This window comes from Dyella sp. 2RAB6, assembly GCF_052115385.1.
GTDB lineage: Bacteria > Pseudomonadota > Gammaproteobacteria > Xanthomonadales > Rhodanobacteraceae > Dyella_D.
Genome location: NZ_JBFRGP010000001.1, coordinates 515,344 through 528,926, shown reverse-complemented (window position 1 = coordinate 528,926; position 13,583 = coordinate 515,344). Strand labels below are relative to the sequence as shown.

The window sequence follows — 13,583 nt, the reverse complement described above, 5'->3', positions numbered from 1 at the left end:
TACGGTTTCCTTGCTCGGCATGGTGGGCGTCCTTGGGGCGGCCTGCTAAGGTGCGCCGCTAACCATAGGCACAAACCCCTGACAGGACAATGAGCGATGCATGTCCGCCAGGCTGCGAAGGAAGCTTCGATGCAACTTCCCGTTACCCCGGCGGCGGACTGGATCACCAGCCGCGCTGCGCTCGAGCAATGGCTTGCCGCGCTGCCCGCCGACGCCGCGCTCGATCTCGACACCGAGTTCATGCGCCGCAATACCTTCTATCCGCAACTGGCGCTGCTGCAGCTGGGCTGGAACCGGCGCTACGCGCTGGTCGATCCGCTGGCCTTCGAAATCGGCGACGCGCTGCGTCCGCTACTCGGCAACGGCCAGTTGCTCACCATCATGCACAGCGGCAGCGAAGACCTCGAAGCGCTCGCGCCGCTGCTGCCGGGCGGCCCTGCCCGCCTGTTCGATACGCAGATCGCCGCGGCCTTCGTCGGCATGGGCCTGGGCATCAGCTATCGCGCGCTGGTGGCCGAGCTGGTCGGCGCCGAACTGGACAAGGGCGAAACCCGCTCCGACTGGATGCAGCGCCCGCTCACCGATTCGCAGCGCGCCTACGCCACGCTCGACGTGGTCTATCTCGAACCGGTGCACGAACAGCTCGCCGCACGCCTCGAGCAGCGCGGCCGCAGCGCCTGGCACGCGGAGGACTGCGAACGCCTCAAGCGCCGCGCCTGCGTGCGCGAGGGCGATCCGCAGCCGCAGGAAAATTTCCGTGGCGCCGCCGAATGGCAACCCGCGCAGCAGGCACGCCTGCGCCGCATCCTGCAGTGGCGCGACGTCACCGCGCGCCAGCAGGACCGCCCGCGCCCCTGGCTGCTGGAAGACGCCCAGGCCATGAACCTGGCGCAGCTGCCGCCGCAGACCCTGGCCGAACTCGACGAGCGCACCCGCGGCCAGCGCGCGCTGCGCAGCCCGCAGCGCGCCGAACTGTTCCAGCTGCTGCAGCAAGCCATCACCGACGAGGACGTCGCCGCCACCGCAGCGATCCCCGGCACGCCGCAGGGCGAGGCCAAGAAAGCGCTGGCCGCGATGAAGGACGCCGTCGACAGCACCGCCCTGGCGCTGGACCTGCCGCCCGGCCTGCTGTGCCCGCGCAAGGTGCTGGAAACCTACGTCGTCACCTGCCAATGGCCGGACTTCCTCGAAGGCTGGCGCCGCGAACACCTGCACGAACGCCTCGAGCGCCTGCTGCCGGGCTGAAAACATCCAAGGGGGCTTGGCGGCCCCCGGCGGCGCTGCTAACATTCGCGGCTCGCGTGGGGCGGTAGCTCAGCTGGGAGAGCGTCGCGTTCGCAATGCGAAGGTCGAGGGTTCGATCCCCTTCCGCTCCACCATTTCATTCCAGACAAAAAAAGCCCCGAAACCTGGTTTCGGGGCTTTTTTGTGCGGCACCGGCAACGTCAAGGGGCCGGGTGACAGAACGACTCAGGGCGGCGCGACCCGATGCGGCACACCGGCCACGTTCGACGACACCAGGCCCAGGCCCTGCCAGAAGTCCGCCGGATACGACAGCGCAGGCTGCCCTACCCAGCCGCGCACGATATCCAGCTCGTAGCCGCCGTCCACCCGCTTGTACGCCACCGAGTTGAGCGCGATGGCATCCCAGTCGCCGGCGTAGCGGATGTCGCGCAACGCCTCCGGATAGTGCCCATAGCGAACCTTGTACAACTCGATCAGCGCGATCGCGGTCTTGAAGTTCTGGTCGCCGAACTTGGCGTCCGCTTCCTGCTTCATGCTGCAACCGGCACCGAGGAACGATGCCCCGAGCACCAGCGCGAACATGCATGTGCGCAACTTCATCCGACACTCCTCGTCCGAAAAAATCCAGGCAGCCATCACCCAACGCAGTACTGCAGCGCCGGTTGGCAGACGCGGCCGATCAAGGCCCATTCAACGGCCGGCACGCCTACCCTGCTTCGCCCGCTTGCCGTCGGTCTGGCCACAAGCCTCCCGTACGCATTCCCGCAACCACTGCTGCACCGGGTCCGCATGCACGCGCGGATGCCACAGCATGGAGATGTTGAGCACCGGCGTCTCCACCGGCAATCCGAAGCTGTGCATGCCGTCGCGCAAGTTGCCGGTGTGGCGTTCCGGCACGCTGGCGACCAGGTCGGTCTGCCGCGCCAGCGACAGCGCGGCGGCGAAGCCGCCGACGATGGTGACCACCTCGCGCGCCAGGCCCAGCTCTGCGAGAGCGTCGTCGATCGCGCCCTTCTCGCGCCCGCGCCGCGACACGCTGATATGGCGGCCACCCGCATAGCGTGCGGCGCTGAGCCTGCCGCGGCTCAACGGATGGCCTTGGCGCACCACGCCGATATAGCGATCGCGGAACAGCGACTGCACGCGCAGCTCGGGGCTGGTGTTGGCGTCGACCACGCCGGTCTCCAGGTCGACGATGCCATCGCGCAGCGGGGCGCTGTCCTTGTCCGGCTTCTGCATGAAACGCAGATGGATGCCGGGCGCTTCGGCGGCGACGCGCGCGATCAGCGCGGGGCCGAAGTTCTCCACGAAGCCCTCGCTGGTGCGCAAGGTAAAGGTGCGGGCCAGTTGCTCCAGCCGCGGCCTGACCGCGGGGCGCAGCACTTCCTCCGCACCCAGCACGAGCTGGCCGACCTGCTCGCGCAACTCCAGCGCGCGCGGCGTCGGCACCAGGCCGCGGCCGGCGCGCACCAGCAGCGGATCGCCGGTGGCCTCGCGCAGGCGGGCCAGCGCGCGGCTCATCGCCGACGGGCTGAGCCGCAGGCGCCGCGCGGCGCGCGCAACGCTGCCTTCGGCCAGCAGCACGTTGAGGGTGACCAGCAGGTTGAGATCGGGCATGGACATGCGCGCCACCATGGCACCGGCGATACCTGGCGTCAAACGCACGGATAAAGTGCAAATGCTGCGTCTTCCGCCATGCCTTCGCGGGCACTACCTTGCCTGCCAACCAAGGCATCGGAGTCGCCGGTTTCATGTCCAAGCCCCTCGTCGCCGCCCACGGCGAATGCGCCGCCGAAAGCGAAACGCACCATCCCGCCACGCGCTGGGCGCTGGCCGGCCTGGCGCTGTCCATGCTGCTGCCGTCGCTGGATACCAGCATCGCCAACACCAGCCTGCCGGTGCTGGCGAAGGCGTTCGGCGCGACGTTCCAGCAGGTGCAATGGGTGGTGCTGGCCTATCTGCTGGCGATCACCACCCTGATCGTCGGCGCCGGCCGGCTCGGCGATCTGCTCGGCCGGCGCCGCCTGCTGCTGGTGGGCATCTTCTGCTTCACCTTCGCTTCGGCCTTGTGCGGCCTGAGCAGCCAGTTGTGGCTGCTGATCGCGGCGCGCGCGGAACAGGGACTGGGCGCGGCGATCATGCTCGCGCTCACCATCGCCAGCGTCAGCGAAGCGGTGCCGCGCGAACGGATCGGCCGCGCGATGGGCCTGCTCGGCACCATGTCCGCCATCGGTACCGCGCTTGGACCCTCGCTGGGCGGCGTGCTGGCGTCGGCGTTCGGTTGGCCGTCGATCTTCCTGGTCAATGTGCCGCTCGGCATCGTGGCGTTCGCGCTGGTGTCGCGGCACATGCCCAAGGAACGGCCCGAACAAAAACGAACGCATGCCGGTTTCGATCCCATCGGCACCGTGCTGCTGGCGCTCACCCTGGCGGCGTATGCGCTGGCCATGACGCTCGGCCATGGCCAGCTCGGTGCGCTCAATCTCACGCTGCTGCTCGCCGCCTTCGTCGGCGCCGCGCTGTTCGCCTACGCGCAGACGCGCGTGGCCTCGCCGCTGATCCGCCTGTCGATGCTGCGCCATGCCGGCTTCAGCGCGAGCCTGGCGATCAACGCGCTGGTGTGCGCGGTGATGATGACGACCTTCGTGGTCGGACCGTTCTATCTGTCGCGCACGCTCGGCCTGGCGCCGACCTGGGTCGGCCTGGTGCTGTCGGCGGGCCCCTGCGTCGCCGCGCTGAGCGGCATGCCCGCCGGGCGGCTGGTGGATCGCCTCGGCAGCCGGCGGACCACCCTGCTTGGCTTGATCGGCATCGCCTGCGGTACCTCGCTGCTGTCGGCGTTGGCGCGCTCGCCGGCGTGGCTCGGCGTGGCCGGCTATATCGGGCCCATCGCCGTCACCACCATGGGCTATGCCTTGTTTCAGGCGTCCAACAACACCGCCGTGATGAGCGGCGTGACCACGGACCAGCGCGGCGTGGTGTCGGGCATGCTCAGCTTGTCGCGCAACCTCGGCTTCGTGAGCGGCGCGTCGGCGATGGCGGGGGTGTTTGCGTTCGCGGTTGGCACCAGCGATGTGGCGAACGCCACTGCCGCGGCGGTTGCATCAGGCATGCGTATCACGTTTGGGGTGGCAGCGGGGTTGATGGTGCTGGCGATGGGCATGGCGTTTCGCCGCAGGTTGGGGTGAGTGCGGCGAACTCGGACGGTGCGACCACGTCCTGCGTCTGTTGGGGTTCGCTGCGCTTACCCCAACCTACGCCGTGCGCTTTGCGCCGGCGCCGCTTCGTTACCGAGTGCCACGCCACGGTGGCGGCGCCACCGGCGGAACTCACGCCGCTGGCGATCAGCCAGGCGGTACCGATGCATAAAGGACACATGATCCGGTCCTCCGCTCAATGTCCCGTGCAGCAGGAAGGCACGGTCGCCGTCACGCCGGGCCACGCGCCGATGCCACCCGGCAGCATGTCGAAGAAATGCCACAGCACGCAGAAGTCGTCGCCGGGATTGAAGCCGGTATCGGACACGCGAAGGATGCTGTCGCCCTCGCGGCGGAACACCGACAGGCCCGGCATCCAGCCGCCCTTGGGCGAGACATAGCCCATGTCCCTGGCGAAGCTGTTGCCTTCGTGGCTGACCATCGGGAATTTCCAGCCGCGCGTTTCGGCCATGCGCTGCTGCACCGACGGCCGGTCGGGGCTGGACACCACGAAGCCCGCGCGCGTCACCACATGCTGGTGGATGCCGTTGTAGCCATCCGCCCACAGCGTGCAATGCGAACAGGTCACGCCCATGTTGTGTACGACGATCAGGTCTTCGTGTTCGCCGAACAGTTCCGACAAGCGCACCTTGCCCTGGCTGTCGACGAACTCGTAATCCGCCACTGGCTGCGGCTCGACGCCGGCCAGGGTTTCGCGCATCTGCTCGCGGATCGCCGCGATCTGGCTGCGGTAGTCGGCGAGCTTGCCGTTGACGTCTGTGTACTTCATCGCGATGTCCTCCGTTCGCTCAGCTGCCGTAGGCAATGTGGTGCTTCACCCATTCCATCGGATAGGCCAGGCCTTCCTCGTTGCGCCCGAGCGGCGCGGCGTCCAGGTACTGGTAGGCGGCATTGAAGATGTCGATGCCGCGCGAGTAAGCGGAATAGGTGTGGTAGACCACGCCGCTCTCATCCCTGAAAAAGGCGCTGACGCCGGGATAATCCGTGCCGCTCACCTTGATCGTGCCGTAGTTGTAGTACGCCTCGCCCTGCTCCAGCGTTTCCGGCCGGAACGACACGTTGTAGTCGTAGTTGAAATCGTCCAGCGACGAAATCCATGGAAACTTCCAGCCGAACTCCCGCGCCTGCTTCTGCAGCTTGGCCAGGGGTGCGCGCGAGATCGCCGCGAAAGCCACTCCATGCTGGGCCAGATGCGGCACGATGCCATTGAAATGGTCGGCCCAGAACGCGCAGCTCTTGCAGCTGATCTCCCACTCCGGCGCGTACATCAGGTGATAGACCATCAACTGGTTGCGCTCGCCGAACAGCTCGGCCAGCGTCGCCTGGCCCTGGTCGGTGTCGAACGCATAGTTCTTTTCGACGCGCTCCCACGGCAGCTGCTGCCGCTGCCGGCTGAGTTCGTCGCGCAGATGGGTGAGTTCTTTCTCTTTGGCGAGGAAATGCTTGCGGGCCTGTAGCCATTCCTCGTGACTGACGATGCGATGCTGAGCCATGACCATTACCTCGGGATAAAGGGGGGAGTTGCGGCTTGCATGAAGAAGGTGTGCTGCGTGCGCGCCGGCGCGGCGCGTCTACTTTCTGCCTGGCGTGCGTTTCTTCGCTGCCTTGCGCGCGGGCTTCGCCGGCGCCGCGGCGCGGCGCTCGTCGATATCCGCCAGGGTGACGGCGAGCAGGTCGAACTGCTGCTGCCAATACTTGCTGTAGCGGTTCATCCACACCGCCGCTTCCAGCATAGGGCCGGCATCCAGGCTGCAGCGGCTGATCCTGCCGGTGCGTTCCTGCTGGATCAGGCCGGTGCGCACCAGCACCTGGATATGGCGCGAGACCGCCTGCAGCGAGATCTCGAATGCCGCGGCGATTTCGGACACGAGCAGCGCCTGCCCGTCCAGGCGCTCCAGGATGTCCCGGCGAACCGGGTCGGAGAGTGCGAAGAACACCTGGTTGAGGCGTTCCTGGGCGAGTTCGGGGTTGTCGCCGGTTGCGTCGACCAGGTGCAGGAGCTGCTGGATATTCATCATGGGAGATGAATATCAACACATATGTTTACTGTCAACAAATTGATTGATAATAAAGACGAACGAGCCAATTAATGGCTATTAAAAAGCTCAAGGAACTCAAAATAAGGAGCGGCGGCGCGAAGCAGCCACGCTCGCCATGGCGGAACCGCCATGCACTGCGGTTGTTCGTAAGGCCACTTCGCCGGGCAGCACGCCACTTTGTCGGCAGCGCCGATCCATTGGATGTCGACGCGATTCGTTTCCGGCTTCGGCGTGGGCAGAAACTCACCCCAGTCGTCCGGATGCAAATCCATCCGGACCATCATCGCCTCAGAACCGATAGCTGAAAGTCACTGACGCCGCCTGCGCCGACGCATGTCCCACGTTGATCAACGCGTCGTAGCTCAACGACAAAGTCGACGCCTTGGTCGGATGCATCACCACACTCGCCCCCAGCGTCGCGTACGAGCGCGGCAGATCCGTGCCGGGTGCGGCGAACAAGCTGCCATCCTGCGCGGCTACCGTTACGCCGCGATGGCGGCCGGCGGTTTCGGTGGCGTAGCCGGCGCGCAGTTGCAGATCGAGCGGCTTGCCGTCGTGGTCGAAGGACTGGTCGAACTTGAGACCCACATAAGGTTGCAGGCTGCGCGCGCTGTCCGCGCCCACGCGCAGGTTCTGCCCACGCGCACCGTCTTCGCCAAAAGCATTGCCATGGAAGTAGGCATAGCGCGCACCGACGCTCGGCGTCAGCGTGCCGCCGCCGACGGCGATGGGCATCGCCGCCTGCAGCGCCGCGGTGAACTCGTGCCCCACGTGATCGCCTTCGGCCACGCCGATGCCGGCGAAGTTGCGCTTCTGCGACAGGTCGTCGAACGCATAGCCGACGCTGCCGGACAAACGCAACGCGCCGAGCGGCTGCGCGCCGTAAAGGGCGAGGCGCACGGTGTCGGTCTGCGCGGTATCGCCGGTGACGTTCTCGCGCAGGTTGCTGTGCGAGAAACCCGCGGCGATGCCGACGGTGGCGTCGCCCCATGGGCGATCCACACCCATCATCAAGCCGTACTGGTTCATATGAAAACCGGGCTGGCCGCTGCGGCTTTCGATATCGGTGCCTGCACCGGCCGCGGTCACCCACAGGCCGTCGCCCTTGCGCGATTTGTCGTCGAGCACCGCACTGTCCACCAGCGCTGCGTTGGCGGATTGCGCGCGCAGCAGCGCGGCGGTGCCGAGCGCGGCGTAGTTGGAGGTCTGCGTCGGTGCGATCACCACCGGGCCGCTGGGCGCGCCGGGAGCGCTGGGCGTCGCCAGGCTCAGGCCGACCTGGTTCGCGCCATAGGTGACGGCAGGCGTAAGCGTGCCCAGGGCGGCGCCATTGGCAAACGTGCTGGTGACATTGCCGAAGGTGCCAGTGACGCTGCCACCCGCAGTGAGGATGGTGTACTGGTGCGCGGTGTAGGTGCCCGGGTCGTAGGTCAGCGCCAGCGTGCCACCCAGGTTGGCATTGCCGCCGACCTTCAGCAGCGAGGCATCGGTGGGGCTGACCTCGATCGAAAGCGTTCCGCCGACCGCCTGCACATAGTTGCCGGCGACCGCCAGCGTGCCGATGGATCCGCCTGGCGCCACCATGCCGTTGTTGGTCACACTGCCGCCGATGCTGCCATGGCCCTGCAGCTTGCCTTGCGCGCTCACCACTACATTGCCGCCCAGCACCGCAGTTGGCGAACTCGCATCGCCCACGGCGAGCGTGCCCGCGGTGACGTTGGTCGTGCCGGTGAAGGCACTGCTGTCGCCGTTGACGGTAAGCACGGCGCTGCCCTGCTTGTTCAAAATGCCGCTACCCGTGAAGCTGCCCGCAAACGTGCCGCTGCCGAGGTTCAAGGTATTGCCGCCTAGCGCCACGCGGCTGCCCGTGACGCCGGCCAGCGAAGCGATGGTCTGCGCGCCGGCCGCGGAGATATCGAATGCTGCACCGCTGCCGTTCAAGGCAAGCACCGTCGCCGGCACCAGCGAGCCGCCGCCGGTGAGCGCCAGCGTGCCGCCGGTGACGGTGGTCGCGCCGGTATAGGTATTGGCGCCACTGAGCGTCTGTGTGCCGCCGCTCACGGTGAGCGCGCCTGCGCCGCCGATCACGCCGCCGAACGTGCCATTGCCTTGCGTGATGGTCAGCGGCTGGCCGCCGAGATTCACGCTGCCGGTTCCGGCAAGCCCGGCGATCGACGCGCCGGATGTCGTCGCCGAGATATCTAGATTGCCATTGGCGAGCGTGACGCCGCTCGACGCCGCGATGCTGCCATTGCCCTGCAGCGCGAGCGTGGCGCCGTTGATGGTGGTCGCGCCGGTATAGGTGTTCACCCCGGTAAGCGTCTGCGTGCCACCGCTCAGGGTCAGTCCGCCGGTGCCGCCGATGATGCCGTCGAACGTGCCGGTGGCCTGCGCGATATTCAGCACGTTGCCGCCGAGATTCACGCTGCCGCTGCCGGTGAGGTTGGCCACCGTCGCACCGCTGCCGGCGGCCGAAATATCGAAGGTGCCGCTGGTCAGCGTAAGCCCGCTGGACGTCGCGATACTGCCCGCCCCTTGCAGCGAAAGAGAGCCGCCATTGATCGCGGTGGCACCGGTATAGGTGTTGCTGCCCGACAGCGTCTGCGCGCCGGTGACATTCAAGCCGCCGGCACCGGATATCCCGCCGGCGAACTGGCCACTGCCAGCCAACGTAAGCGGCTGGCTGCCGAGACTCACCGCACCGCCACCGCTCAAGCCCTGGATGGTGGCGCCGCTGCTGGTCGCGGTCACGTCGAGCGTGCCATCGACCGTCACCGCGCCGGAGGAAGCAATGCTGCCGGCCCCGGTCAAGGTGAGCATGGCACCGGTGCCTACCATGGTCTGGCCGGTATACGACTGCGTAGCGCTGAACACCTGCGTGCCGCCGGCGATGGCGACGCCGCCGGCCCCCGCCATCACGCCGTCATAGCTGCCGCTCGCATTGGTCAGCGTCAGCGTCTGCGCACCGAGATTCACTCCGCCGTTGCCGGTCAAGGCCTTGATGCTGGCGCCTGCGCTGGTACCCGAGATATCGAACGTCCCGCCGTTCGCCACGCCACTCGACGCCGCGATGCTGCCCGTGCCGGTCAACGCCAGCGTCGCACCCGACTGGATGGTCGTGGCGCCCGTATACGTGTTGTTGCCACCGAGGGACTGCGTGCCGCCGGCAAGTACCAGGTCGCCAGCGCCACCGATGCTGCCGCCGAAGTTGCCGCTGGCCTGGGTCAGCGTCAGCGTGCGCAGGCCCAGATTCACCTGGCTGCCGGCGCCGCTGCCGCCAAGGCTGGCGATGGATGCGCCGCTGGTCGTGCCGGCGATGTCGAACAAGCCATTCGCCAGCACGCCGCTGGATGCGGCGATGCTGCCGTTGCCGGACAAGGCCAGCACCCCGCCGCCATCGATGGTGGTCAGGCCGCTGTACGTGTTGACGCCGCCGAGGAACTGCGCGCCGCCCGCGACCGTGAGCCCGCCCGTGCCGGAGATGATGCCGCCGAACGAACCGCCGGCGTTGGCGATGGTGAGCGTCTGCGCACCGAGCGTGACGGCGCCGCTGCCGGAAAGCTGCTGGATGCTCGCGCCGGCGGTGGTGCCGGCGATATCGAACGTACCGTCGTTCGCCACACCGCTGGACGACGCGATGCCACCGGAACCGCTCAACGCCAGCGTGGCGCCGCTGTCGATCGTGGTGGCGCCGGTGTAGCTGTTGTTGCCGCTCAGGGTCTGCGTGCCAGCGCTGATCTCGACGCCGCCGGTGCTGCCGATGGCGCCACTGAAGCTACCGCTGGCCTGGGTCAGCGTGAGGTTCTGCGCACCGAGGTTGACCGTACCGCTGCCGGTGAGCGCGCGGATGCTGGCGCCACTGCTGGTGCCGGAGATATCGAACGTGCCGTCGCTCGCCACGCCACTCGACGCAGCGATGCTGCCCGGTCCGCTCAATGCCAGCGTCGCACCGCTGCCGATGCTGGTCGCGCCGGTGTAGGCCTGCACGCCCGAAAGCGTCTGCGCGCCGCCGCTGACGGTCAATCCGCCGCTGCCGCCGATCACGCCGGCATAGGTGCCGCCGCCGTTGGTCAAGGTGAGCGTTTCCGCACCGAGCGTGACATTGCCGTTGCCGGCAAGACGCGTGATCGACGCACCCAGGCTGGTGCCTGCGATATCGAATGTGCCGCCGTTCAACAGCACGCCGGCGGAGTCCGCGATGCTGCCCGTGCCAGTAAGCGCGAGCGTAGCGCCGTTGGCGACCGTGGTCTGGCCCGTATACGTGTTGGCGCCACTCAACGTCTGCGTACCACCGGCGATGCTCAGGCCACCATTGCCCGAGATGTTGCCCGCGAAGGTGCCGCTGGCGTTGGTGAGATTGAGATACTGCGCGCCCAGCAACACCGAACCGCTACCGGTCAAAGTGCGGATATCGGCACCGCTGGTGGTCCCAGAGATATCGAAGCTGCCGTCATCCACCACGCCACTCGACGCGGCGATGCTGCCGGCACCGCTCAGCGCCAGCGTGGCGCCGCCATCGATGCTGGTCTGCCCGGTGTACGTGTTGATACCGGACAAGGTTTCCGAACCACCGGCCAGCGTGACATTGCCCGAACCGGAAATGATTCCGGCGAACAGCGCATTGGCCTGGATCAGTGTCAGGTTCTGTGTGCCCAGCACCACCGAGCCGGCACCCGCAAGCGACTGGATGCTGCTGCCGGACGTGGTGCCCGAAATATCGAACGTGCCATCCGCCGATACGACCTGCGACGAGGCGATGCTGCCGGCACCCGTCAGCGCAAGCGTGGCACCGACGCCGATACCAGTGGCGCCGGTATAAGCCTGCGCGATGGTGAGCGTCTGCGAACCGCCGCTGATCGATAGCCCGCCGCTGCCGCTGAGCAGGCCATCGAAACTGCCGCTGGCATTGGTCAGCGTAAGCGTCTCGTTGCCGAGCACGATATGGCCGGCCCCGCTGATCGCCTGCACCGCAGCGCCGCTGCTGGTGCCGCTGATATCGAACGTGCCGTTCACCGCCACGCCGCTGGAGCTGGCGATGCTGCCGTTGCCGCTGAGCGCCAGCGTGCCGCTGTTGATGGTGGTGGCACCGGTATACGTATTGACGCCCGACAGCACCAGCGTGCCGGCGCCGTCCTGCTCAAGGTTGCCGCTGCCGTCGATGACGCCGCCCAGCGCCACCGTATCGCTGCGGTTGAAGGCGAGCGTGCCCTGGTTGTGCACGTCGCCGACGATCGAACCGGTGGTGCCGCCATTGCCGATCTGCAAGATGGAACCGACGTCGATCGAGGTACCGCCGGTATAGGTGCCGGTACCGGAAAGCGTGAGCGTGCCCGCGCCGGTCACGGCCAATGCGCCGCTGCCGGAAATCGGGCCGGAGAATTGCAGGCCATCCGCGCCGTTCATGTCGCCGGTGATGGTGGAACCGGCGCCGAGGGTGATCGCGTTGTCCAGCACCATGTTCACGTCCTGCGCGAACACGCGCGCCTGCGCGCCGGCCGCCAGGTCGATGCCGCCGACGATGCTGCCGCCGTCGAACATGGTCAGCGCATTGCCGGTGCCGTTGAACTGGATCGCCAGCGCCGTGCTGCCGTCGGGATTGAGCCCGCCGCTGATGCTGCCGCCAGGGCCGTTGACGATGGTGTTGTCACCCCAGGTCACCACGCCGGTGCCGCCCTGTCCGCCCATGGCACCCGCGCCGCCGGTGATGCTGCCGTCGTTCTCCAGCGTGGCGAACTGGCCGACCAGGTTGACGCCGGCGCCGCCGCTGCCGCCCTGCGCGGAGTTGTCGAACGTGGCGGTACCGGCCGCCGCACCGGCGCCGCCGGTGATGACGCCGCTATTGGTGGTCGAAATGTTCTGGCCCAGCACGAGTACGCCGTCGCCACCAGCACCGCCGCCACCGTTGTTGCCGCCGCCACCGCCCACGCCACCGGCGCCGCCGGTGACCTGGCCGTTGATCTGGAGATCGCCGTCGTCAGCCCTGGCCAGCACACCCGCGCCGCCGCCACCGCCACCGGCGCCGTTGCTCGAGCTGAAGGCGACGTTGCCGTTGCCACCCGCGCCACCGGCGCCGCCAACCGCTATCGCACCGGGGTCGATATTCAACTGGATGCCCGAGAAGACCACGCCGGCACCGCCACCACCGCCACCGCTGGCGAAACTCAGGGCATCCTGTCCATTCGCACCTGCGCCGCCGGTTGACGTTGCGGTGATATCGAGCACGCCGCCGCCGGAAGTACCCACGCTGCCGCCGCTGCCGCCCGCGCTCGTACCCGCCGCGCCCGCGCCGCCGGTGCCGTTTGCGGCGGCCGGCGAACCGACCACCGGGTCCGTGGTGCCGGTACCCGAATTGAACACGCTCGCACCACCGCCGCTGCCATTACCGGCGCCGCCGCCACCCGTGCGCTGCGGAATGCCCGCGCCACCTGGCGCACTGCAGGCTGGAATATTGCTGGCGCTGGAAGTGCAGGCGCCCCATGCCGTCGAGGAAAGCATCGCCAGACCGATCGCCAGCGCCAACGGGCGCCATGCCGGTGCGATGCGCGCCATGCCCGCGCCGGACACGCTGCGGCGTGAATGCGCCAGTTCGGAAGCCACCTGCGGCAAGCGCAGCGAACGATTCCAGACCAGCCGATAAATACGGTTCATGACGGTACCCCTGTCTATTGGTCGATCGATCGGCCACGCGCGGCAATCGCCGGGGACCGCACTTGCGCTATCGATGGCAAGCCCTGGCGGATGACATAGACCGATCGTTCGGGGGCGCGCTTTGCAGCTACGCCTGGCGCCCATGGCGCAGGCAACACCGGCGTGCATCGAACGAAGCTTCGCCGCGCGCGATGGAAACGGCTTCCATCGGCGCTCCCCAACGAACGTCCCGGCAACCGCATGGATTGGACCTTGCGCCGTGCCTGCCGCCGCGCGGAAAGCCCGACGCCCCCTTGCTCGAGCCGGGCGCGTAGACATCGCTATCCGTCATGCCTGTCCGCCAGCTCGCACACTTATCGTGCTCGCGCGGATGGGACGGAACAATGCAACTTCCGGCTGGTTGCGCCAGGTGCCCGGCGGCGCCTATGTATCG

General features: G+C 67.7%; 9 protein-coding genes and 1 tRNA gene. 3 read left to right on the top strand and 7 right to left on the bottom strand.

Features of this window, described 5'->3' with window-relative positions; all coding sequences use genetic code 11:
• Window positions 1-129: 129 nt before the first annotated feature.
• Both rnd and AB4083_RS02300 read left to right on the top strand, forming a co-directional pair.
• Window positions 130-1,245 (top strand): ribonuclease D, encoded by a 1,116-nt coding sequence (gene rnd, locus AB4083_RS02305; protein WP_441606139.1) that lies wholly within the window; start codon window positions 130-132, stop codon window positions 1,243-1,245.
• 58 nt (window positions 1,246-1,303) lie between these two features.
• Window positions 1,304-1,379 (top strand) — tRNA-Ala (locus AB4083_RS02300).
• 91 nt (window positions 1,380-1,470) lie between these two features.
• Here AB4083_RS02300 and AB4083_RS02295 read toward each other — a convergent pair.
• Both AB4083_RS02295 and AB4083_RS02290 read right to left on the bottom strand, forming a co-directional pair.
• Window positions 1,471-1,845: a hypothetical protein gene (locus tag AB4083_RS02295; protein ID WP_441606138.1), complete on the bottom strand. Its 375-nt coding sequence runs from the start codon at window positions 1,843-1,845 to the stop codon at window positions 1,471-1,473.
• Between the two features lie 90 nt (window positions 1,846-1,935).
• Entirely contained in the window at window positions 1,936-2,868 is a 933-nt protein-coding gene (locus AB4083_RS02290) for a LysR family transcriptional regulator (protein WP_441606137.1), read from the bottom strand.
• A 128-nt stretch (window positions 2,869-2,996) separates the two neighbouring features.
• Here AB4083_RS02290 and AB4083_RS02285 point away from each other — a divergent pair, with 128 nt between their 5' ends.
• Window positions 2,997-4,433 (top strand): MFS transporter, encoded by a 1,437-nt coding sequence (locus AB4083_RS02285; RefSeq protein ID WP_441606136.1) that lies wholly within the window; start codon window positions 2,997-2,999, stop codon window positions 4,431-4,433.
• A 205-nt stretch (window positions 4,434-4,638) separates the two neighbouring features.
• Here AB4083_RS02285 and AB4083_RS02280 read toward each other — a convergent pair whose 3' ends face one another.
• The 5 genes from AB4083_RS02280 to AB4083_RS02260 form a co-directional block, all read right to left on the bottom strand.
• On the bottom strand, window positions 4,639-5,232 hold the full coding sequence (locus AB4083_RS02280; protein WP_441606135.1) for a DUF899 family protein: 594 nt from the start codon (window positions 5,230-5,232) through the stop codon (window positions 4,639-4,641).
• Window positions 5,233-5,251: 19 nt separating this feature from the next.
• Window positions 5,252-5,956, bottom strand: coding sequence for a DUF899 domain-containing protein (locus AB4083_RS02275; RefSeq protein ID WP_441606134.1), 705 nt, complete (start codon window positions 5,954-5,956; stop codon window positions 5,252-5,254).
• A 78-nt stretch (window positions 5,957-6,034) separates the two neighbouring features.
• Window positions 6,035-6,481 (bottom strand): ArsR/SmtB family transcription factor, encoded by a 447-nt coding sequence (locus AB4083_RS02270; protein ID WP_441606133.1) that lies wholly within the window; start codon window positions 6,479-6,481, stop codon window positions 6,035-6,037.
• 68 nt (window positions 6,482-6,549) lie between these two features.
• Complete coding sequence (locus AB4083_RS02265; RefSeq protein ID WP_441606132.1) at window positions 6,550-6,774, bottom strand: hypothetical protein; 225 nt, start codon at window positions 6,772-6,774, stop codon at window positions 6,550-6,552.
• 16 nt (window positions 6,775-6,790) lie between these two features.
• Complete coding sequence (locus tag AB4083_RS02260) at window positions 6,791-13,150, bottom strand: autotransporter-associated beta strand repeat-containing protein (protein ID WP_441606131.1); 6,360 nt, start codon at window positions 13,148-13,150, stop codon at window positions 6,791-6,793.
• Window positions 13,151-13,583: the final 433 nt, after the last annotated feature.